The sequence below is a fragment of the Streptomyces sp. NPDC049597 genome (assembly GCF_040675505.1).
Classification (GTDB): Bacteria; Actinomycetota; Actinomycetes; order Streptomycetales; family Streptomycetaceae; genus Streptomyces.
On the sequence record NZ_JBFAOY010000002.1, the window covers coordinates 252,226 to 274,010 of the forward strand.

General features: G+C 71.5%; 18 protein-coding genes, 1 tRNA gene and 1 pseudogene. 6 read left to right on the forward strand and 14 right to left on the reverse strand.

The window, feature by feature from the left end; translation table 11 throughout:
- Positions 1-184: 184 nt before the first annotated feature.
- A complete protein-coding gene (locus tag AB0K02_RS04995; protein ID WP_365990946.1) occupies positions 185-943 on the forward strand; it encodes a response regulator transcription factor in 759 nt (252 codons plus the stop codon).
- On the opposite strand, the gene AB0K02_RS05000 is transcribed toward AB0K02_RS04995, so the two are convergent.
- Positions 902-1,399, reverse strand: coding sequence for a MarR family transcriptional regulator (locus AB0K02_RS05000; protein ID WP_307715065.1), 498 nt, complete (start codon positions 1,397-1,399; stop codon positions 902-904). The two genes, AB0K02_RS04995 and AB0K02_RS05000, sit on opposite strands and share 42 nt — an antisense overlap.
- Positions 1,400-1,529: 130 nt before the next feature.
- Here AB0K02_RS05000 and AB0K02_RS05005 point away from each other — a divergent pair, with 130 nt between their 5' ends.
- Positions 1,530-2,351 carry a trans-aconitate 2-methyltransferase gene (locus tag AB0K02_RS05005; RefSeq protein WP_365990947.1) on the forward strand — a complete coding sequence of 274 codons (822 nt, stop codon included), beginning with the start codon at positions 1,530-1,532 and terminating at the stop codon, positions 2,349-2,351.
- 188 nt (positions 2,352-2,539) lie between these two features.
- Here AB0K02_RS05005 and AB0K02_RS05010 read toward each other — a convergent pair whose 3' ends face one another.
- The 3 genes from AB0K02_RS05010 to AB0K02_RS05020 form a co-directional block, all read right to left on the reverse strand.
- Positions 2,540-4,297 (reverse strand): VCBS repeat-containing protein, encoded by a 1,758-nt coding sequence (locus AB0K02_RS05010; protein ID WP_365991020.1) that lies wholly within the window; start codon positions 4,295-4,297, stop codon positions 2,540-2,542.
- 231 nt (positions 4,298-4,528) lie between these two features.
- Positions 4,529-5,218 carry a TetR/AcrR family transcriptional regulator gene (locus tag AB0K02_RS05015; RefSeq protein ID WP_365990948.1) on the reverse strand — a complete coding sequence of 230 codons (690 nt, stop codon included), beginning with the start codon at positions 5,216-5,218 and terminating at the stop codon, positions 4,529-4,531.
- Positions 5,215-6,222: a fatty acid desaturase gene (locus AB0K02_RS05020; RefSeq protein WP_365990949.1), complete on the reverse strand. Its 1,008-nt coding sequence runs from the start codon at positions 6,220-6,222 to the stop codon at positions 5,215-5,217. Before AB0K02_RS05020 ends, AB0K02_RS05015 begins: the two co-directional genes overlap by 4 nt.
- A 231-nt stretch (positions 6,223-6,453) precedes the next feature.
- Here AB0K02_RS05020 and ppc point away from each other — a divergent pair, with 231 nt between their 5' ends.
- On the forward strand, positions 6,454-9,183 hold the full coding sequence (ppc, locus tag AB0K02_RS05025) for a phosphoenolpyruvate carboxylase (RefSeq protein WP_365990950.1): 2,730 nt from the start codon (positions 6,454-6,456) through the stop codon (positions 9,181-9,183).
- Between the two features lie 63 nt (positions 9,184-9,246).
- On the opposite strand, the gene AB0K02_RS05030 is transcribed toward ppc, so the two are convergent.
- The 8 genes and pseudogenes from AB0K02_RS05030 to AB0K02_RS05065 form a co-directional block, all read right to left on the reverse strand.
- Positions 9,247-9,945 carry a hypothetical protein gene (locus AB0K02_RS05030; protein ID WP_365990951.1) on the reverse strand — a complete coding sequence of 233 codons (699 nt, stop codon included), beginning with the start codon at positions 9,943-9,945 and terminating at the stop codon, positions 9,247-9,249.
- Between the two features lie 177 nt (positions 9,946-10,122).
- A complete protein-coding gene (locus tag AB0K02_RS05035; protein ID WP_365990952.1) occupies positions 10,123-10,593 on the reverse strand; it encodes a hypothetical protein in 471 nt (156 codons plus the stop codon).
- Positions 10,594-10,660: 67 nt separating this feature from the next.
- Positions 10,661-11,254, reverse strand: a complete 594-nt coding sequence (pth, locus tag AB0K02_RS05040; protein WP_365990953.1) for an aminoacyl-tRNA hydrolase — start codon at positions 11,252-11,254, stop codon at positions 10,661-10,663.
- A gap of 97 nt (positions 11,255-11,351) precedes the next feature.
- On the reverse strand, positions 11,352-11,945 hold the full coding sequence (locus tag AB0K02_RS05045; RefSeq protein WP_365990954.1) for a 50S ribosomal protein L25/general stress protein Ctc: 594 nt from the start codon (positions 11,943-11,945) through the stop codon (positions 11,352-11,354).
- 250 nt (positions 11,946-12,195) lie between these two features.
- Entirely contained in the window at positions 12,196-13,173 is a 978-nt protein-coding gene (locus AB0K02_RS05050) for a ribose-phosphate diphosphokinase (RefSeq protein ID WP_365990955.1), read from the reverse strand.
- Between the two features lie 109 nt (positions 13,174-13,282).
- Positions 13,283-14,731, reverse strand: a complete 1,449-nt coding sequence (gene glmU, locus AB0K02_RS05055) for a bifunctional UDP-N-acetylglucosamine diphosphorylase/glucosamine-1-phosphate N-acetyltransferase GlmU (RefSeq protein ID WP_365990956.1) — start codon at positions 14,729-14,731, stop codon at positions 13,283-13,285.
- Between the two features lie 114 nt (positions 14,732-14,845).
- Positions 14,846-14,917: transfer RNA gene (locus AB0K02_RS05060), tRNA-Gln, on the reverse strand.
- A 36-nt stretch (positions 14,918-14,953) separates the two neighbouring features.
- Positions 14,954-15,181, reverse strand: a pseudogene (locus AB0K02_RS05065) (hypothetical protein); the annotation flags it as partial.
- 195 nt (positions 15,182-15,376) lie between these two features.
- On the opposite strand from AB0K02_RS05065, the gene AB0K02_RS05070 reads away from it, so the two are divergent.
- Complete coding sequence (locus tag AB0K02_RS05070; protein ID WP_365990957.1) at positions 15,377-16,693, forward strand: histidine kinase; 1,317 nt, start codon at positions 15,377-15,379, stop codon at positions 16,691-16,693.
- 31 nt (positions 16,694-16,724) lie between these two features.
- Here AB0K02_RS05070 and AB0K02_RS05075 read toward each other — a convergent pair whose 3' ends face one another.
- Positions 16,725-17,216, reverse strand: a complete 492-nt coding sequence (locus tag AB0K02_RS05075) for an SUKH-3 domain-containing protein (protein WP_365990958.1) — start codon at positions 17,214-17,216, stop codon at positions 16,725-16,727.
- An 11-nt stretch (positions 17,217-17,227) separates the two neighbouring features.
- Positions 17,228-17,734, reverse strand: a complete 507-nt coding sequence (locus tag AB0K02_RS05080) for a YwqJ-related putative deaminase (RefSeq protein WP_365990959.1) — start codon at positions 17,732-17,734, stop codon at positions 17,228-17,230.
- A 219-nt stretch (positions 17,735-17,953) separates the two neighbouring features.
- Here AB0K02_RS05080 and AB0K02_RS05085 point away from each other — a divergent pair, with 219 nt between their 5' ends.
- Positions 17,954-18,976, forward strand: coding sequence for an SMI1/KNR4 family protein (locus tag AB0K02_RS05085; protein ID WP_365990960.1), 1,023 nt, complete (start codon positions 17,954-17,956; stop codon positions 18,974-18,976).
- Positions 18,977-18,983: 7 nt separating this feature from the next.
- Positions 18,984-21,740 (forward strand): SUKH-4 family immunity protein, encoded by a 2,757-nt coding sequence (locus tag AB0K02_RS05090; protein ID WP_365990961.1) that lies wholly within the window; start codon positions 18,984-18,986, stop codon positions 21,738-21,740.
- Positions 21,741-21,785: the final 45 nt, after the last annotated feature.

Sequence of the window (21,785 nt, forward strand, 5' to 3'; positions counted from 1 at the left end):
CCGCCCGTCCGTACCCTGATGCTCAGCACCGGTGGGGGCCGGTGTTCATCAGGGGGCGAGACCGTTGGGTACGGCGCCCGGGGTGGGGTATCAGTCAGAGCACGGCGGCGGCCGGGCGATTTCCTGTACCTCCTTCTCCGGGCGTCGTGTCCACGCCGATCCGTCCTCGGCACTGGGGGTGCTTGTGGTTCGTATCCGGGTCCTGGTGGTGGACGACCACCGGATCTTCGCCGAGTCGCTCGCCGCGGCTCTCGCCGCCGAGCCCGACGTCGAGGTCGCCGCCGCCGGCAGCGGGCCCGCCGCGCTGCGCTGCCTGGAGCGGGCCGCGGCCGAGGGGCGGCGCTTCGACGTCATGCTCGTCGACGCGGACCTCGGCATCGCTCCGGTTCCGGCGCCGCGCTCGGTGGGGGGCTCCGAGGACGGGCTGGTGGACGGGATCTCGCTGGTCGCCGGTGTCCGCTCGCACCGGATCGCCGTGCGGTCCGTGGTGCTCGCCGAGAAGGACGACGCCGCCCGCGCGGCGCTCGCGCTCCAGTCAGGGGCCTCGGGCTGGGTCGCCAAGGACTGCTCGCTGCAACGGCTGCTGGGCGTGATCCGCGGGGTGCTGCGGGACGAGACCCATGTGTCGCCCGCACTGCTCACCGGCGTCCTGCGCGAGCTGACCGCGGCGCGCAAGCACCGCACCGAGAGCGAGCAGCTGGTCGAGTCGCTGACCCCGCGCGAACAGGAGGTGCTGCGCTGCATGGTGGCGGGCCTGGGGCGCAAGGCGGTCGCCGAGCGCCTGTTCCTGTCACCGCACACCGTCCGCACGCACATGCAGAACGTGCTCGGCAAGCTCGGCGTGCACTCCACGCTCGCCGCGGTCGCCCTGGCGCGCAGGGCGGGTGTCGGCCCGGTGGACCTAGCCGGGGATGTTGTCGAACGGGGCGGTCAACTGGCGTAGCAGCGCGGCCAGTTCAGCGCGCTGGGCGTGGGAGAGCTGGGCGAGGATCGCCCGCTCCTGGGCGAGCAGTCCGGCCAGCGCCTGGTCGGCCCGGTCGCGGCCCTCGGGGGTCAGGCGCACCAGGACGCCGCGCCGGTCGCTGGGGTCGGGCAGCCGCTCGACCAGGTTCTTCTTGGCGAGCCGGTCGATGCGGTTGGTCATCGTGCCGGACGTCACCAGGGTCTGGGTGAGCAACTGGCCGGGGGAGAGCTGGTACGGCGCGCCGGCCCGGCGCAGCGAGGTGAGCACGTCGAACTCCCACGGCTCCAGCTGGTGCTCGGCGAAGGCCAGCCGGCGGGCGCGGTCGAGATGGCGGGCGAGCCTGGAGACGCGGCTGAGCACCTCGAGCGGTTCCACGTCGAGGTCCGGGCGCTCTCGGCGCCATGCTGCGACCAGTCGATCGACCTCGTCCTCCATGTCGATCAGTGTAGTTGGTTTGTCGACATGAAGTCTCTTGACGTCAAGATATAGTCTGATTGACTAGTGGGCAGGGTCGGGCCGGAACCGTTCCGTTTCGGCTGCCCGTTCCTGCAAGGGGGACTCGACCATGCATTCCGTACCCACCTGGGATCCACATCAGTACCTGCGACACGCGGGGCACCGCACGCGCCCCTTCCTCGACATGCTCGCCCGCATACCCCCGCTGCCATGCGGCAGCCGCCCCGCCCGGATCGCCGACATCGGCTGCGGCCCCGGCAACGTCACCGCGCTCCTCGCCGACCGCTGGCCCGACGCCCACATCACCGGCTTCGACCTCTCCCGCGAGATGCTCGCCCGGGCGGAGAAGGACCACGCCGGCACCACGCCCGGCGGCGGCCTGCTGGACTTCCGTCCAGCCGACGCCGCGCACTGGACCCCCGACGAGCCGTACGACCTGATCGTCTCCAACGCGGCACTCCAGTGGGTCCCCGACCATCCCGAGTCCTTCGCCGTCTGGATCGACGGACTGGCGCCCGGCGGCACCTTCGCCTTCCAGGTGCCCGGCAACTTCACCTCGCCCAGCCACGCCCTGCTCGGCGACCTCTGCGATTCCCCGCAGTGGCGCGAGCGTCTCGGCGACCACGGGCGGCGCTACGTGCACATACTGGAGCCCGCCGAGTACCTGCTGCGGCTCGCCGACCTGGGCTGCGACACGGACGTCTGGGAGACCACCTACCTCCAGCTGCTCGGCGGCGAGGACCCGGTCCTCGACTGGGTGAAGGGCACCGCGCTGCGTCCCGTCCTCACCGCGCTCGCCGACGACCCGGAGGCCGAGCGCGAGTTCCTGACCCAGTACCGGGACCTGCTGCGCAAGGCGTATCCGCCGGGGCCGCACGGCACGGTCTTCCCGTTCCGCCGCATCTTCGCCGTCGCCCGGAAGGTGGCGTGATGCCGGCCGCCGTCGGCCGCGGCCGGCTCGCCGCGCCTCCCGGCGCCAAGGACGCGCCGCGCGCGCACTGCGGGGACGTGCGCAACCGCCTGGAGTTCCCGGAGCCGGCCGGGTGAGGGACCGGGCGTACGGCGGCGCCCCGCCGCGGGAGAACCGCGGCGGGGCGCCGTGCTGCCGGGGCAGCGGGATCAGTGCAGGATGCGGTAGGTGTTCCAGCCCGAGCCGACCTTCGCCCTGGGCTTGAAGCCGCCCTTGCCGTCGGCGTCGTAGCGGTACAGCACACCGTCGGACGCGCGGACCAGCAGGTCGGCGCGTCCGTCACCGGTCAGGTCGCCGGGGGCCACGAACTTGTTGAACTGGTTCCAGCCCGTGCCGATCAGCCTCTTCGCCTTGAACGGCGCCGTGGCCGTGCCGGTGCCCGCGTACAGGTACAGGCTGCCGTCCTTGGCCCGCGCGACGATGTCCGCGCGGCCGTCGCCGTCGATGTCACCGGCGCCCGCGAGCACGGTGAACTGGCCCCAGCCGGTGCCGATCTTCTGGCGGGCGGCGAACGCCGAACCGTTGCCGTTGCCCCGGTACAGGTAGAGGACGCCGGCGCTGTCGCGGGCCAGCAGGTCACCCCTGCCGTCACCGGAGAGGTCGCCCGGGCCGACCAGGGTGTTGTAGATGCCCCAGCCGCTGCCGATCTCGCCGTCTCCGACGTAGTCGTCGTAGTTGAACAGCGTGCCGTCCTCGAAGACCTCGAGCAGGTCGCCGTAGCCGTCGCCGTTGAACGAGGAGGTGACCGCGAGCTTCGCGCCGGTCCAGCCCGGGCCGCCCTCCTGACGGGGGCTGAGCAGGCCGTTGTTCATGCCGTAGTACGCGTACATGACACCGGACGTGTTGACGCCGAGGAGCTCGTTCCTGCCCCAGTGCGGGTTGTTGCCCGCGCCGGAGAACTGCGAGACGTCGTTCCAGCCGGTGCCGAGCTGCGTCCTCGGCTGGAGGGTGCCGGTGCCCGTCGAGTAGTACCGGTAGAGCGTGCCGGACACGGTGCGGGCCAGCACGTCGCCGAAGCCGTCGCCGTTCAGGTCGTCCACGCTGAACAGCTGGTTGTAGATGCCCCAGCCGGTGCCGATCTTCACGCGCGGCTTGAAGGGCTGCTCAGCCGTGGTGCCGGCGTAGAAGAACAGCTCACCTGCGGGGTTGCGCGCGAACACGTCCGCGATCGCGTCACCGTTCGCGTCGTTGACGCCCACGAGCTGGTCGAACTGGCCCCACCCCGAGCCGACGCGGATCTTCGTCCCGAACGGCTCGGCCGCGCCGGGCTGGGCCCGGTACAGGAACAGCTCACCGGCGGGGTTGCGCGCGAGGACGTCCCCGACGCCGTCGCCGCTCAGGTCGCCGGGCGAGAAGACCTTGTTGAACTGCTGCCAGCCCGTGCCGGACCACTGCAGGTCGGCGTAGGTCTCGTGGCTGACGTACGACGAGAGGCGGCCGTCGGCGGACAGCGTGAAGACCGTGGGACGGGTGGGGTCGGCCGTGTCCATGCCCGCGATCGTGAACGCGTCCTTGAACGTCTCGTCGCTCTCGCCCAGCAGGTAGGGGTAGGGCTCCTCGCTGCCGGTCGGCGTCACCCAGTACTGGCCGTCGAGGCTGCGCTGGAGCAGATCGCTGAAGCCGTCGCGGTCGATGTCGCTGCGCGGCACGGCCGGAGCCGCGGTCTCGGCGACCCCGGCCGCGGAGACCGACGGCGCCTTCGCCGCGTCGCCGGACCGCATGATCGGAGACTTCGGCATGCTCTCGACGGTCGGAGCGGTGTGCTGCGCCGGCTTGCGCGACGCCGGGGCGTCGTCCGCCTGCGCCGGGACGGCGAGCAGCATGCCCGCCGAGACGACCAGCGCGGTGCAGGCCGCGACGCGGCGCGCCGCCGAACGGCGCACGACGGCGGCGCGGCCGGATTCCACAGAAGTCAAAGTCCCCCCTCGGGGAAAAAGTCGGTTCGTGCCTCGTCATGCGGGACGAGGCACCGATACAGACCATCCAGGGGGATCAAGGGATGTACGGGAAACAGCTCGATTTCCACGCTGCCTCCCGGCCGGCGCGCGCCCCCGGACGCGACAGCGGCCGGCCCCCTCCTGCGCGAAGGGGGCCGGCCGCTGCGCGTGCCGGGGGATGCGAGACGGGACGCCGCCGCGTCAGTTCTTGCGGTGGCCTATCAGGCGGGGCTTCTGCTCCAGGCCGTCCAGACCGTGCCACGCCAGGTTCACCAGGTGCGCCGCGACCTCGGCCTTCTTCGGGCGGCGGGCGTCCACCCACCACTGGCCCGTCAGCGCCACCATGCCCACCAGCGCCTGCGCGTACAGCGGGGCGAGCTTCGGGTCGAAACCGCGGTTCTTGAACTCCATGCCGAGAATGTCCTCGACCTGTGTGGCGATGTCGCTGATCAGGGACGCGAACGTACCCGTCGACTGGGCCACCGGCGAATCGCGGACCAGGATGCGGAAACCGTCCGTGTACGTCTCGATGTAGTCCAGCAGCGCGAACGCCGCCTGCTCCAGCAGCTCCCGGGGGTGGCCGGCGGTCAGCGCCCCCGTCACCATGTCCAGCAGCTGGCGCATCTCACGGTCCACGACGACCGCGTACAGGCCCTCCTTGCCCCCGAAGTGCTCGTACACGACCGGCTTGGAGACACCCGCCTTGGCCGCGATCTCCTCGACGGACGTGCCCTCGAACCCCTTCTCGGCGAAGAGGGTGCGCCCGATGTCCAGCAACTGCTCCCGGCGCTCGGCGCCGGTCATCCGCACCCGGCGGGCCCGCCTGCCGCCGGGCGACCGGTTCTTGTCCGCGCTGCTCGTACTGCCGTCACTCGCCACGCCGTCCATCATGCCGCGTCGGCGGTGGCACGCCTGCCGCGGGCGTCCTCACCGTCCGCGTCCGCGCGACGGGCGTCGATACGGGACTGCTGCGGCCAGCGCACGTCGTACGCCCAGCCCGCCAGCTCGAACCAGCGGATCAGCCGGGCACTGGAGTCCACCTGCCCCCGCAGCACGCCGTGCCGCGCGCTCGTCGGGTCCGCGTGGTGCAGGTTGTGCCACGACTCACCGCACGACAGCACCGCCAGCCACCACACGTTGCCCGAGCGGTCACGCGACTTGAACGGGCGCTTGCCCACCGCGTGGCAGATGGAGTTGATCGACCACGTCACGTGGTGCAGCAGCGCGACGCGGACCAGCGAGCCCCAGAAGAACGCCGTGAACGCGCCCCACCACGACATCGTCACCAGGCCGCCCACCAGCGGCGGGATCGCCAGCGACAGGACCGTCCACCAGACGAAGTCCCGGGAGATCCGGCGCAGCGCCGGGTCCTTGATCAGGTCGGGGGCGTACTTGTGCTGAGGAGTCTGCTCCTCGTCGAACATCCAGCCGATGTGCGCCCACCACAGGCCCTTCATCAGCGCGGGGACCGTCTCGCCGAAGCGCCACGGCGAATGCGGGTCGCCGTCGGCGTCGGAGAACTTGTGGTGCTTGCGGTGGTCTGCCACCCAGCGCACCAGCGGGCCCTCCACCGCCAGCGACCCCATGATCGCCAGCACGATACGCAGCGGGCGCCTGGCCTTGAAGGAGCCGTGCGTGAAATACCGGTGGAAGCCGATCGTGATGCCGTGGCAGCCGATGAAGTACATCGCCACCAGCAGACCGAGGTCGAGCCAGCTCACGCCCCAGCCCCAGGCGAGCGGGACCGCGGCGAGCAGGGCGAGGAAGGGGACCGTGATGAACAGCAGCAGGGCGATCTGCTCGATCGACCGCTTGCTGTCCCCGCCGAGCGTGGCGGACGATGCGCCGGCGGACGGCTGAGCGGTGCCGTCCAGCAGATCGGGGCTTGTGGTCATGAGGGTTCCCTGGGGGTGGGGAGAGGGGACGAAATGCCGCTGGTGCCACGGTCCTGGCTACGGTCCCGTAACCTACGGCGACGTAAGTATGGCAGGGCCCCGAGGCGCGGCAAGAGACCTGCGGACAACGTCAGGGAAATGGACACCTATCCTGGATGTCGTCGGACAGCGCGGTCCGCAAGCCTCCAGTACCCCTCCAGACGTGCTCAAACACTGCAAGGAGCCGCACCTGTGAGCAGTGCCGACCAGTCCCCCACCGCCAACGCCGAACTTCGTGCCGACATCCGCCGACTGGGCGATCTTCTGGGCGAGACCCTCGTCCGCCAGGAAGGCCCCGAGCTGCTGGAGCTCGTCGAGCGGGTCCGCGCCCTGACGCGAACCGACGGTGAAGCAGCCGCCGAGCTGCTCGGCGACACCGACCTGGAGACCGCGGCCAAGCTGGTCCGCGCCTTCTCCACGTACTTCCACCTGGCCAACGTCACCGAGCAGGTGCACCGCGGCCACGAGATGCGCGAGCGCCGCGCGGTCGAGGGCGGGCTGCTGTCCCGCACCGCCGACATGCTCAAGGACGCCGACCCCGAGCACCTGCGCGAGACCGTGCGGAACCTCAACGTGCGCCCCGTGTTCACCGCGCACCCCACCGAGGCCGCCCGCCGCTCCGTCCTCAACAAGCTCCGCCGCATCGCCGAACTGCTGGAGACCCCGGTCATCGCCTCCGACCGGCGCCGTCACGACCTGCGGCTGGCCGAGAGCATCGACCTGATCTGGCAGACCGACGAGCTGCGCGTCGTACGCCCCGAGCCGGCCGACGAGGCCCGCAACGCGATCTACTACCTGGACGAGCTCCACGCGAACGCCGTCGGCGACGTCCTGGAGGACCTCGCCGCGGAGCTGGAGCGCGTCGGCGTCGAGCTGCCCGCCGGCACCCGCCCGCTGACCTTCGGCACCTGGATCGGCGGCGACCGCGACGGCAACCCCAACGTCACGCCCGCCGTGACCTGGGACGTGCTGATCCTCCAGCACGAGCACGGCATCACCGACGCCATCGAGCTCATCGACGAGCTGCGCGGCTTCCTGTCCAACTCGATCCGGTACGCCGGCGCCACGCAGGAGCTCCTCGACTCGCTCCAGCAGGACCTGGAGCGGCTCCCCGAGATCAGCCCCCGCTACAAGCGGCTCAACGCGGAGGAGCCCTACCGGCTCAAGGCCACCTGCGTCCGCCAGAAGCTGCTCAACACCCGCGAGCGCCTCGCCAAGGGCACCCCGCACGAGCCGGGCCGCGACTACCTCGGCACCGCCGAGCTGATCCAGGACCTCGCCCTGATCCAGACGTCGCTGCGCGAGCACCGCGGCGGACTGTTCGCCGACGGCCGCATGGACCGGGTCATCCGCACCCTGTCCGCCTTCGGCCTCCAGCTCGCCACCATGGACGTCCGCGAGCACGCCGACGCCCACCACCACGCCCTCGGCCAGCTCTTCGACCGGCTCGGCGAGGAGTCCTGGCGCTACGCCGACATGCCGCGCGACTACCGGCAGAAGCTGCTCGCCAAGGAGCTCCGCTCCCGGCGCCCCCTCGCGCCCACGCCCGCGCCGCTGGACGCCGCCGGGGAGAAGACCCTCGGCGTCTTCCACACGGTCAAGGAAGCCTTCGAGCGCTTCGGGCCCGAGGTCATCGAGTCGTACATCATCTCGATGTGCCAGGGCGCCGACGACGTCTTCGCCGCCGCCGTCCTCGCCCGCGAGGCCGGACTCATCGACCTGCACGCCGGCTGGGCCAAGATCGGCATCGTGCCGCTCCTGGAGACCACCGACGAGCTCAAGGCCGCCGACGTCATCCTCGAAGGCATGCTCGCCGACCCCTCCTACCGGCGCCTGGTCTCGCTGCGCGGCGACGTCCAGGAGGTCATGCTCGGCTACTCCGACTCCTCCAAGTTCGGCGGCATCACCACCAGCCAGTGGGAGATCCACCGCGCTCAGCGCAGGCTGCGCGACGTCGCCCACCGCCACGGGGTGCGCCTGCGGCTCTTCCACGGCCGCGGCGGCACGGTCGGCCGCGGCGGCGGCCCCTCGCACGACGCGATCCTCGCCCAGCCCTGGGGCACGCTCGAGGGCGAGATCAAGGTGACCGAGCAGGGCGAGGTCATCTCCGACAAGTACCTGATCCCCTCGCTGGCCAGGGAGAACCTGGAGCTGACGGTCGCCGCCACCCTCCAGGCCTCCGCGCTGCACACCGCCCCCCGCCAGTCCGACGAGGCGCTCGCCCGCTGGGACGCCGCCATGGACACCGTCTCCGACGCCGCCCATGACGCGTACCGCAGGCTGGTCGAGGACCCGGACCTGCCCGCGTACTTCTTCGCCTCCACCCCCGTCGACCAGCTCGCCGAGCTCCACCTCGGCTCGCGGCCCTCGCGACGCCCCGACTCCGGTGCAGGTCTCGACGGACTGCGCGCCATTCCGTGGGTCTTCGGCTGGACGCAGTCGCGGCAGATCGTGCCCGGCTGGTTCGGCGTCGGCTCCGGCCTCAGGGCGCTGCGCGAGGCGGGTCTGGACACCGTGCTCGACGAGATGCACGAGCAGTGGCACTTCTTCCGGAACTTCATCGCCAACGTGGAGATGACGCTCGCGAAGACCGACCTGCGCATCGCCCGCCACTACGTCGACACGCTCGTTCCCGACCACCTCAAGCACGTCTTCGACGTCATAGAGGCCGAGCACGCACTCACCGTCAGCGAGGTGCTGAAGGTGACGGGCAACGACGAGCTGGTCGGCTCCAACCCCGTGCTGCGCCAGACGTTCGCGATCCGGGACGCGTACCTGGACCCGATCTCCTACCTCCAGGTCGCGCTCCTCAAGCGGCAGCGCGACGCCGCCGAGCGCGGCGAGGAGCCGGACCCGCTGCTGGCGCGCGCCCTGCTGCTGACGGTCAACGGCGTGGCGGCCGGTCTGCGCAACACGGGCTGACGCCGCACGACATGAGGATGCCCCTCGCCTGAACTCAGGCGAGGGGCATCCTCATGTCAGGTGTCAGTGCTGACGGGCCGTACGGCGGCGCGCCATCAGGTAGCCGCCACCGGCGACCAGCGCGGCCGCGACCGCGGCGAGCACGCCGATGGGCGCGCCGTTGCCGGTCTCCGCGAGGTCACCGGACGTGCCGTCGGAGCTCGGCGCCGGGGCCGCCGGGGCCGAGGTGTCGGGGGTCGTCGAGGGCTCGCCCTCACCCGGCTTGTCCTCACCGGGCTTGTCCTCGCCCGGCTTGTCCTCGCCCGGCTTGTCCTCACCGGGCTTGTCCTCACCGGGCTTGTCCTCGCCCGGCTTGTCGTCCTCGCAGTCGGACTTGAAGACCTTGTGCTTGGCCTTGCCGTTCTCGCCGTCGAAGTTCCAGAACAGCTTGTACTGCCCGTCGGGCAGGGTCATGTCCTCGGTGCGCTCGTGGCCGTCGGCGTCGAGGGTGAGCGAACCGGACTTCACGGTCTCGCCCTTGGGCAGGTCGTTGTTCGCCCAGGCCTCGATGTGCCACTGGACCAGCTGGCCGGCGTCGAAGCCGAAGGCGTCGAGGTAGAACTCGCAGACCTTCGGCTCGTTCTTGCGGAGTTCCTCACCGGTCGCGGAGTCGTGAATCTTCACAGTGCCGTTGTCGCCGTTCGCGGCGAACGCGGCGGGTGCGGCCGACAGCGACAGCGCTGCGGCAACCACCAGAGCGCCGGTGGGACGAAGGATGCGCATATAGGTGTCCATCGTGAGAGAGAGGGAAGATGGCGTGGGGGGCGGCTCAGCGTCCTGTGAACACACCCGCCAGTCAAGGGCTCTTGTTCCGCATCTGCGCCAGAGATGATGATTCGCCCTCGATAGTCCTGATAACGATCAGGTGAACTGCTGAGTTTTCAACGTCCCTTGACGGCCCTACAACGCCAGGAACGACGCCAGCAGCACCGCCCCGCCCGCCGATGCCGACACCCACGCCACCCGCGTCAGCCGCAGCCCGCCGCCGATCACGAGTGCGGCCAGCAACAGCGCGCCGCCCAGCGGCAGCCAGGCGTGCAGCCCGCCACCGGGCCCCGTCCGCACCGCCTGCGCCGTCCCCGGCTTCAGGACGACGGTGAGCGTCTCGCCCTTCTTCACCGCGACCGACCTGTCGATCGTCACGCGCTCGCGCTCCGGCGACGGCTCCCTGGGCACGTACGGACCCGTGCACACGTCGCCGTCGCAGCGTGCGACCGTGAGCGTGCCGTGCTCACGGCCCTTGGAGAGCAGGATGTGCTGCGCGTTGCCCCAGGACGACCAGAAGCCGGCGACCAGGAGGAGCAGGGCGACGAGCGCCATCGCCGCCTTGCGGGCATGGGTCAATATCCGGCCGGAGGAGTTCCGCTTCATGGCCCGCGATCCTTGGCCATAGGACTGCCGCGGGTCAACCTCGCACCGGCCGGAGGAGACCCAGGTCTCAGGAGTTGTACGTCCCCTGCGCCCGCTCGAGACCGTCGATCACCAGACACTCCACCGCGTCCGCCGCACGGTCCACGAAGTAGTCCAGCTCCTTGCGCTCGGCCGACGAGAAGTCCTTCAGCACGAAGTCCGCGACCTGCATCCGGCCCGGCGGCCGGCCGATCCCGAACCGCACCCGGTGATAGTCCGGCCCCATCGCCTTCGTCATCGACTTCAGCCCGTTGTGGCCGTTGTCCCCGCCGCCCAGCTTCAGCCGCAGCGTGCCGTAGTCGATGTCCAACTCGTCGTGGACAGCGACGACATGCGCGGTCGGCACCTTGTAGAAGTCCCGCAGCGCCGTCACCGGACCGCCGGACAGGTTCATGTACGACATGGGCTTCACCAGGATCACCCGCCGGTTCGACGGACCCGGGGAGCCGATACGGCCCTCCAGCACCTGCGCCTGCGCCTTCTGCGCACGCTTGAACGAGCCGCCGATCCGCTCGGCCAGCAGGTCGGCGACCATGAACCCCACGTTGTGCCGGTTGGCGGCGTAACCGGGCCCCGGATTGCCGAGGCCCACGATCAGCCAGGGTGCGTTCACGTCGGACATCTGCGCTGCGTCTCCTCGTCACCGGCCCGAACAGGAAGAACGGGGTGGCAGGCCGCAGCCCGCCACCCCGTGAAAAGCCTCAAGCAGAGCTTACGGCTCAGGCCTCGGCGCCCTCTTCGGCCTCGCCCTCGCCCTCGGCGGCCGGCTCCTCGGCCTGCGCGGCCAGGACCTGCAGGACGACAGCGTCCTCCTCGACGGCCAGCGTGGTGCCCTTCGGCAGGGTGATGTCCTTGGCGAGGACGGAGGCACCGGCCTCCAGGCCCTCGACGGAGACCGTGACGGACTCGGGGATGTGGGTGGCCTCGGCCTCGACCGGCAGAGCGTTCAGCACGTGCTCGAGCAGGTAGCCGCCCGGGGCCAGCTCGCCCTCGGTGTGGACCGGGACCTCGACCGTGACCTTCTCGCCGCGCTTCACGAGCAGCAGGTCGACGTGCTCCAGGAAGCCCTTCAGCGGGTCGCGCTGCACGGCCTTCGGGATGGCCAGCTCGCTCTTGCCCTCGATGTCCAGGGAGAGCAGGACGTTCGGGGTACGCAGGGCGAGCAGCAGGTCGTGGCCCGGCAGCGTGACGTGGACCGGGTCGGAGCCGTGGCCGTACAGAACGCCGGGGACCTTGTTGTCACGGCGGATACGGCGGGCGGCGCCCTTGCCGAACTCGGAACGGAGCTCTGCGGCGAGCTTCACCTCGGACATGTGCACTCCTCGTAGATGCGGAAACTGGTGGCGGTCACCCGGCCACGACAGGCCTGCTACGAAGAGCGCGTCGATAACGGACCGCCGCACCACAGGTGCGGCCTCCCTCGCCGAGCAACTACGGCAGTCTACGCGCCACCCGCGCCGGCACCCAAATGGATCACCGGCACCGCCGCCCGCGGACCGTGCCGACACACGCCGAAGGGCCGCCCCGCGCGGCGCGGGACGGCCCTCCTCGGGACTGTCGTGCCTACTTCTCTTCCTCGAACAGGCTCGTCACCGAACCGTCCTCGAAGACCTCGCGCACGGCACGCGCGATCGTCGGCGCCATCGACAGCACCTTGATCTTGTCCAGCTCCAGCTCACCCGGCGTCGGCAGCGTGTTCGTCAGCACGAACTCGCTCACCTTCGAGTTCTTCAGGCGATCGGCGGCGGGACCCGACAGGATGCCGTGCGTCGCCGTCACGATCACGTCCTCGGCGCCGTTCGCGAACAGCGCGTCCGCCGCGGCACAGATCGTGCCCGCCGTGTCGATCATGTCGTCGACCAGCACACACACGCGGCCCTTGACCTCACCCACGACCTCGTGGACCGTCACCTGGTTCGCGACGTCCTTGTCACGGCGCTTGTGCACGATCGCCAGCGGCGCGTCCAGACGGTCGCACCAGCGGTCCGCGACCCGCACCCGGCCCGCGTCCGGAGACACGATCGTCAGCTTGTCCCGGTCCACCTTCGCGCCCACGTAGTCCGCGAGGACCGGCAGCGCCGACAGGTGGTCCACCGGGCCGTCGAAGAAGCCCTGGATCTGGTCCGTGTGCAGATCCACCGTGAGGATGCGGTCCGCACCGGCGGTCTTCAGCAGGTCGGCGATCAGACGGGCCGAGATCGGCTCACGGCCGCGGTGCTTCTTGTCCTGACGGGCGTATCCGTACGACGGGATGATCACGGTGATGCTCCGGGCCGAAGCCCGCTTCAGAGCATCGATCATGATCAGCTGCTCCATGATCCACTTGTTGATGGGAGCCGTGTGGCTCTGCATCAGGAAGCAGTCGGCCCCACGGGCCGACTCCTGGAAGCGGACGTAGATCTCGCCGTTGGCGAAGTCGAAAGCCTTCGTCGGGACGAGGCCGACACCGAGCTGGTGTGCAACCTCCTCGGCCAGCTCGGGGTGGGCGCGGCCGGAGAAGAGCATCAGCTTCTTCTCGCCGGTCGTCTTGATCCCGGTCACAGCACTGTCTCCTCAGACGTGTTCTCTGGCCGCGAAGGTCCTGGGCGCGAGCCAGCCGAATTTGTGTGCACGTATCACGGTACGCCGAGTCCGACGCACCCGTTTCCGGTCAGTTCCCCTCGGCGACACCCTCCGTTGCCGCCGTGGCGGCCTGCGCGGCAGCGCTGCCCGGGCGCTTACGAGCCACCCAGCCTTCGATATTCCGCTGCTGGCCACGGGCGACTGCCAGCGAACCCGGCGGCACGTCCTTCGTGATCACCGACCCGGCGGCCGTGTACGCGCCGTCCCCGATCGTGACAGGAGCCACAAACATGTTGTCCGAGCCGGTACGGCAGTGCGACCCGATCGTCGTGTGGTGCTTCTGCTCGCCGTCGTAGTTCACGAAGACGCTCGCCGCACCGATGTTGGAGTGGTCCCCGATCGTCGCGTCACCGACATAGGAGAGATGCGGCACCTTCGTGCCCTCGCCGATCACGGCGTTCTTCGTCTCGACGTACGTACCGATCTTGCCCTTGGCGCCCAGCTTCGTCCCCGGACGCAGATACGCGTACGGGCCGACATTCGCCGCGGCGCCGATCTCCGCGCTGTCCGCCACCGTGTTGTCCACCCGGGCGCCCGCACCCACCACGGTGTCCTTCAGCCGCGTATTCGGGCCGACCTCGGCGTCCTCCGCCACATGTGTGACACCCAGCAGCTGCGTGCCCGGGTGCACGACGACGTCCTGGCCGAAAGTCACCGTCACGTCCACCAGCACCGACGACGGGTCCACGACCGTGACACCGGCCAGCATGGCCCGCTCCAGCAGCCGCTCGTTCAGGAGCCGGCGCGCCTCGGCGAGCTGCACGCGGTTGTTGATGCCCAGGATCTCCCGGTGATCGGCGGCGACCGAGGCGCCGACCCGGTGCCCCGCCTCACGCAGGATCCCGAGCACGTCGGTCAGGTACTCCTCGCCCTGGCTGTTGTCGGTCCGCACCTTCTTCAGGGCGTCGGCCAGCAGGACACCGTCGAACGCGAACACGCCCGAGTTGATCTCGCGGATCGCACGCTGCGCGTCAGTCGCGTCCTTGTGCTCGACGATCGCCGTCACGGCGCCGGTCGCGGCGTCACGCACGATGCGCCCGTACCCGGTGGAGTCCGGTACGTCGGCGGTCAGCACGGTCACGGCGTTGCCGTCGGCGGCGTGCGTGGCGGCCAGGGCGGTCAGCGTGTCCCCGGACAGCAGCGGGGTGTCACCGCAGACGACGATCACGGTGCCGCGCAGCTCACCGCCGAGCTCCTCGAGACCCATGCGTACGGCATGGCCGGTGCCGTTCTGCTCGGATTGGAAGGCGGTACGGGTCCCCGCATAGTGCTGCGCGAGGTGCTCCTCGACCTGGTCACGCGCGTGGCCGACGACCACGACGAGCTGCTCGGGCTCGAGTTCACGGGCGGCACAGACGACGTGTCCGACGAGCGAACGCCCGGCGATTTCGTGCAGGACCTTGGGAGTCTTCGACTTCATGCGGGTGCCCTCACCCGCTGCAAGAACGACGACGGCTGCCGGGCGATTGGCGCTCACGGGGTATGCCCTTCGGCTTCGGGTGGTGGACATCCGAAGGATACCGGGGGGTTTCAGGCGAGAAACGAGCGCGGGTCCTGACCAGGGAGGTCAGGACCCGAACCATGCATGGAGCTCCCCCGCCAGGACTCGAACCCGGACATAAGGCACCAAAAGCCTCAGTGCTGCCAATTACACCACAGGGGACTATAAAGCACCCGAAACGGACATGTCGCCAGGTGCCTACTGGGCACCCAACACTATGCCGTACCAAGCCCCCTCCATGCGACGGTAGAGATCGGCGCTCTTGGTGACGTGGATGACGAGGCGGCCCCCGTAGGCCTCGCCGACGTTCTTGCGAACGGTCTTGGGGTTGTGGCGTTTGAGGGTCGCCGGCTGGAACACTGACGGGCCGACGCCGGCGAGTGCGGCCCAGAACCGTTCCGCCTTCGAGGCGTCCGCGCTCTCGTGTCCCTCGAGGTCGGCGTACTTGCCGGCGGTGGGTGTCATGGAGTGATCGTCGTCCGGAATGCGGACGTCCGGGTCGAATGCCTGGTCGATTCACCAGTTCGAGTGGAGCTGGGGCATTCCGGTACGAACGTGCGCACCTGGCGTGCTCCCGTATGCCCGCGAAAATGACTCGCGCCCGCCCGTAGTCTGGGAGTCATGACCGCAACGGGGGCAGAGCAGGCCGCCACGGGTTCGACCGCCCGGGCGTGGCTGTGGTGGGGGCGACGGCGCAGTGCCGTGCTCGACGTGGGGCTGGCGGGCGTGTCCGCCGTGGAATGTGCGCTGCAGGGGGTCGTGTTCGCCGAGCGGGCGGCGCTGCCGGTGCCGTTCGGGGTGCTGTTCGGGCTGGCTGTCGGTTCGGTGCTGGTGCTCAGGCGGCGGTGGCCGGTCGCCGTGGTGCTGGTGTCGGTGGCGACGACGCCGGCGGAGATGGGCTATCTGATGGCCGTCGTCGGCCTCTACACGCTGGCCGCATCGGAGGTGCCGCGGCGGATCACGGCGACGCTGGCCGGGATGTCGCTGGCGGCGACGTTCATCGTGACGTTCGTGCGGGTGCGCCAGGACGTGCAGGGCGGGGAGTTCGGCGCCTGGTACGTGCCGTTGATGGCCGGCTTCATGTCGCTGGGGCTGACGGCTCCGCCGGTGCTTTTCGGTCTGTACATAGGGGCGCGGCGCCGGCTGATGGAGAGCTTGCGGGAGCGGGCCGACTCGCTGGAGCAGGAGCTGTCGCTGCTGGCGGACCGCGCGGAGCAGCAGGCGCAGTGGGCGCGTCAGGAGGAGCGGACGCGGATCGCGCGCGAGATGCACGACGTGGTGGCCCACCGGGTGAGCCTGATGGTGGTGCACGCTGCGGCGTTGCAGGCGGTGGCGTTGAAGGATCCGCAGAAGGCGGTGAGGAACGCCGCGCTGGTGGGCGACATGGGCCGGCAGGCGCTGACCGAGCTGCGGGAGATGCTGGGCGTGCTGCGTGCGGGTGAGGGCGAGCGGCGCCCGGACGACAAGCCCGTGCCGTTGGCGGCGGTCGGGGCGGCGGCCGCGGCTGCCGCGGCCGCCGCGGCGGAGGACGGTCCGTGTCTGGCGGACATCGAGGTGCTGGTGGGTGAGTCCCGCCAGGCGGGCATGGTGGTGGACTTCACGGTGCAGGGGGAGGCGCGGGGCTACGCGCCTGAGGTGGAGCAGACCGCGTACCGCGTGGTGCAGGAGGCGCTGACCAATGTGCACAAGCACGCGGCCGGCGCGAAGGTGAGGGTGCGGCTGGCGCACCGTGAGGCCGAGGTCGCGATGCAGGTGGAGAACGGCGCTCCGGATGCGGCGGGCGCCGCGTCGGCGCCGGGTCTGCCGAGCGGGGGCAACGGACTGGTGGGGATGCGTGAGCGGGTCACGGCGCTGGGCGGGGTGTTCGTCTCGGGCCCGACGGATGTGGGCGGTTTCCGGGTCTCGGCGGTTCTCCCGTACCGCGCCGAGGCGGCCTGACCGGGACTTTGGGGCGCGGCCCGTCCGGGTGCTACTCCGTCGTGAGGCGGGCGGGCTGGATGCCGGTGATCAGCGTGGTGAGCGCCTGGTCGATGTCCGGGCCCAGGTACCAGTCGCCGGTGTGGTCGATGCTGTAGACGCGGCCCTCGGTGTCCATGGCGAGCACGGCCTGGTGGTCTCCTTCCCTTCCGAGCGGTGAGATCTCGGTGTCCAGGGCGCGGCCCAGGTCGGAGAGGGTGCGGGCGAGGTGGAGGCCGGCGAGGGGGTCGAAGTGCAAGGGGGCGGGGGCGTGTTGCCGGCCGGGGCCGGGGGCGGTGACGGCGAGCCCGCCGAACTCGGCCCAGGCCTCGACGACGGCGGGGAAGACGCTGTGCCGGTGGCCGGCGGGGGAGACGTGCGCGCGCAGGGTGTCGGCCCAGTGCTCGGCCTGCTTGATGTCCCACCGGCCGGGTTGCCAGCCGGCCTCGCGCAGTGCTGCGTCGACGGCGACGGGGAACCGGGTCGTGCTCAGGTGGTCGGGCATCGGTGTGGGTGTCAGCCGTTCTCGGGTGCGGTCGGGTCGACGGGACGTACGCCGAAGTGGTCCAGCATCGCGGTGCACGACCGGCAGGGCGGCGCGTAGCTGCCGTGGAGCGGGTCGCCGTCCTCGCGGATGCGTCGTGCGGTGAGCTTGGAGTGCTTGAGTGCGCGGCGGGCCTCGCTGTGGGTGAGGGGCTTGCGCTGGGCGCGTTTGGAGCGCTGGCTCTCGGCGGAGGTGAGGTGCCGGGAGAGCAGGATGGCCTCGGGGCACCGGCCGGTGAAGCGTTCGCGCTGTCCGCTGGTGAGGGTGTCGAGGAAGTCCTGTACGAGCGGGTGGAGTGTAGGGGGCTGGTCCGCCTTGCCCGCGGTGCAGGTGAGGGTCTCGCCGCGTACGGAGAGTGCGGCGGCGACGGCGGGCAGGATGCCGTCGCGGCGGTGGCGGAGGCCGGGCGTGCGTGTGGTGTCGTCGCTGCTCCAGCTGAGGCGTGGATCACCGTTCGTGCGTGGTCGCGCTGTGTGCATGGCGCTTCGGTCCCTCCCGTGCACTCCCCCGAGTGGCGAGGGAACAGCCTGCCAAATGGGGCGGGGGGTGTGGAAGCTGGGTAGCTGAAACGTGTCGCCGATGGGCTCTGGGTCACTCGAAAGTGACTGTTCGTTACGGAAGTGGAGCGTCGGCAGCCGGTCTTGCCGTACCGCATAGGCTGTGCTGAACCAGCCAGACGCCACAGGGGGCAAATCGCCATGACGACAGGTCGGCAGGGCCTGGGGGCAGCAATGGGCCCCGGGGCCGGCGCGCGTACCGCGCCACCGAATGCGGCCTACGCCGGGCAGGTCGTGCACTTCCCGGATCCGGTCCGGGCGGCGCGCCACCCGCGCGGGGTGCGCGTCGACGACAACGGCTTCCCGGACTTCTCGCCGTACGCGCGCGCGGCCGCGGAGATCGCCGAGCCCCCGGAGGGTTTCGGCGTGGACGAGCTGCGGCTCACCGACTTCGTGTCGGCGAACGCGGCGCTGCACGCGGACGGGCACGCGCTGTGGGACGCGGTTCCCGCGGTGGCGACGCCGCACGGCTGGACCTGGCACCACGTGCCGGGGACGCGCCGGCTCGAGCTGGTGCCGGTCGAGGTGAAGGCGCTGCTGCGGCATCACGGCGGTCTGGCGACGGCTCCGGTGGACCAGGGCAAGCGCGGCACGCGCCCGCTCCAGGAGACGCGGCCCGCGCACTTCGGTCTGCCGAGGAACGCGGTGTCGGTGACGGAGCAGCAGTTGCAGGGTGTCGAGGAGGATCTCGGCTACCGGCTGCCGGGGCCGTACCGCTCGTTCCTGAAGGCGGCGGGCGGCTCGGCGCCGGTGGGCGCGGCGCTCGACGCCGAGCTGGGGCTGCTGGTGGACCAGCCGTTCTTCACGGTGCGGGACGAGGCCGCGGTGAACGACCTGGTGTACGTCAACAAGTGTCTTCGCGACCATCTGACGAAGGACTATCTGGGCGTCGCGTTCGTCCAGGGCGGGATCCTCGCGGTGAAGGTGAGGGGTTCGGACGTCGGGTCGGTGTGGTTCTGCGCGTACGACGACGCGCGGGACGTCAGCGAAGCGGCCGGCTGGAGCGTGCAGGAGCGGGTGGATCGCCTGCTGTTGCCGTGCGGCGAGGACTTCGACGCGTTCCTGCGGCGGCTCGCCGGCAATCCGCCGGAGCTGGAGACCGTGGCGAATCTGATGGTGGACGGCGGCTTCGCGCGGGCCGTTCCGGTTCCGGGCGAGGGGTGACGGTCCGATGGTGACGTTTGCGCAGGCGCAGGAGCGCGCCGAGGAGTGGGTGAACGGCGATGTGCCCGCGTACCAGCACCGGGAGGTGCGGGTGCGGGAGTTCGAGCTGGGCTTCGTGGTGTGGGCGGAGGACCGCGAGGGAGGTGCGCGTTCGGACGGCGGTGACCAGCGGCTGGTGATCGCCCGGGACAGCGGTGAGGCGACGCTGTGGCCGGGGCTGCCGGTGGGTGAGGTGATCCGCCGGTACGAGGAGGAGTACGGGGCGCAGGCGGTCGCGGCGGCCCCGTCTGCGGCGGAGCCGCCGCAGCGTATCGATCTGAACCAGACGTCGTTCCTGCTGAGCCCGCCGGAGTGGTTGCAGGAAGCGGCGGACAAGCTGGGCATCCCGGACCGGCGCGCGTCGGTGTCCGGCGCGGACGCCGAGGCGTCGCCCGCGCCGGCGGGTGTGCCGTCCTCTCCCGGCGCCTCCGGTCAGGCGTTCGGCCCCGCCGCGGGCGACGACGACGCCGGCTCGTCCGGTGGCAACTCCTCGCCGGGAGCCGTGAGTTCCTCGTCGGCGTCTTCCGCCGCCCCGTGGCCGGATGCCGGCGCTGCCGCGGACGAGGACGCCCCGCGCGGCCCGGCGTGGCCGAGCGCGGGCGGCGGCGACCACGAGCCGACGGCGTCCGACGGTGTGCCCGCGCGTCCGGCCGGGAGCACCGGCTGGACCGACACGAGCGCGGACGGCGGCGACGACGCGTCCGTGCCGCTGCCCGCGACGGTGTTCGCACCGCCGGTGACGGTGGACGACGACGCCACCCCGCCACCGGTCGCCCCGGATGCTCCGACGGCGCTCATGTCGGGCGGGAGCCAGCTGCCGCGTACCACGGTCGCTCCGGCGCTCGATCCCCAGGCCGGGCCGGGCGCGCAGCCGCCCGCTTCCTCGGCTGCCTCCTCGTCCGTCCCCGCGCCCGCGGTGACGCCGCCGCCCGCCGGCCCGCCGGCGGCGCCGCAGGGCACGAGCGCGGCCGACATCGCGGACGCGGCGACGAGCAAGGCGGTCCTTCCGCCGCGCGGTGCGCGCGGTGCGGCTGCCGGGGGCGCGACACCTCCGCCGCCGCCCGGTGCTCCGGGCACGCCCGGCGCGCGGCCGGGTGCCACACCGCCGCCGACGGGCCCGGGGACTCCCGGCGCGCCCGCGGGAGGTTATCTGCCGACGCAGCTCGTCCCGCAGCTCGGGCCGGAGGGGCACCAGCCCCCGGCGCCGTCCGGTTCGACGCCGCCGCCTCCGGGTCCGCCCGCGCCTCCTGGTGCGACGCCGCCTGGTGGTGGTGGGGTGCATCATGCGGCGACGATGCTGGCGGGTCCTGCGCAGATGGGTCCGGGTGCGCCGCAGCCTCCGGGGCCTCCCGGCCCGCCGCCTGCCGTGGGTTCGACGCCGCCGCCTCCGGGTTCGCCTGCGCCTCCTGGTGCGACGCCGCCTCCTGGTGGTGGGGTGCATCATGCGGCGACGATGCTGGCGGGTCCTGCGCAGATGGGTCCGGGTGCGCCGCAGCCTCCGGGGCCTCCTGGTCCGCCGCCTGCCGTGGGTTCGACGCCGCCGCCTCCGGGTTCGCCCGCGCCTCCTGGTGCGACGCCGCCTGGTGGTGGTGGGGTGCATCATGCGGCGACGATGCTGGCGGGTCCTGCGCAGATGGGTCCGGGTGCGCCGCAGCCTCCGGGCCCTCCCGGCCCACTGCCGCACATGCCGCGGCCCGGGCAGCCGGCGGGCGGCTCGCCCGCGTACGGCTACCCGCAGCAGCCCTCCGGCGCGCCGACGGTCGGCCCCGGCTACCAGGCGGTGCTGCGCTACCGCGCGCCCGACGGCTCCGAGGCCCAGCTGATCCGCCGTTCGGCGCCGGGCACCCCGCATCCGGAGTGGCAGATCCTGCACGAGCTGCGCGCCATGAACGTGCCGCCGCAGCAGGTGCTGGAGCTGCACACCGAGCTGGAGTCGTGCGAGCTGCCCGGGGCGTACTGCGCGCGCATGATCCGTGAGACGTGGCCGCAGGCGCGGATCACCTCGATCGCCCCGTACGGCAGGGACCACGCGTCCCGTCAGCAGGGCATGGCACAACTGATCGCCCACCAGGGCGAGTTGCACCAGGTCGCGGACGGGCCCGCCCGGCCGGCACCGGTGCGTGCCCCGCTGCCGCAGGTCCCGCCCGCTCCGCCGATCCCCCCGGAGGGTGTCGCGCAGGAGCTGGCGGCGGCGTTCGGCCCGCAGGGGCTGTGCCGGTTCGACCAGCGGGCGGTGTCGCGCCAGGGTGTGCCGGAGATCGTGGCGGCGACCCTGGTCTGGGCGGGCCTGCCGGGCGACTTCAACCCGTTCTTCTGGGCGCAGCCGGCGCAGCCGGTGGTGCCGACGCTCGCGGAGCTGGCCGCGCAGCGGCAGGTGCAGCCCGCGTCGGACGCGGGCTCGTACCTGGTGCTCGGCAGCGACTTCGGCCGTGCGGTCTGTGTCCAGTACGGCACGGCTCACATCGTGGCGGTCCCGGTCGAGGGCGGCCCGGGCGGTGCGCCGGTGGCGCCGCAGTTCGTGAACACGGGCCTGCCCGAGTTCGTGCGCTGCATGGCGCTGCTCGGCCGCATGTGGCGGCTGCGCTTCGGGCTGAACCCGGAGCAGGCGGGCCGCTGGACGGTCGACTTCCAGGCGCAGTTGGCCGCCCTTGACCCGGCGGCGCTGTCGTCTCCGGAGAGCTGGTGGTCGGTGCTGCTGGAGCAGATGTGGGACGGGCTGCTCTGACCCGCTGAGCAGCAGGCCGGGCGCCGTGGTCCGCGAGGGCGGACC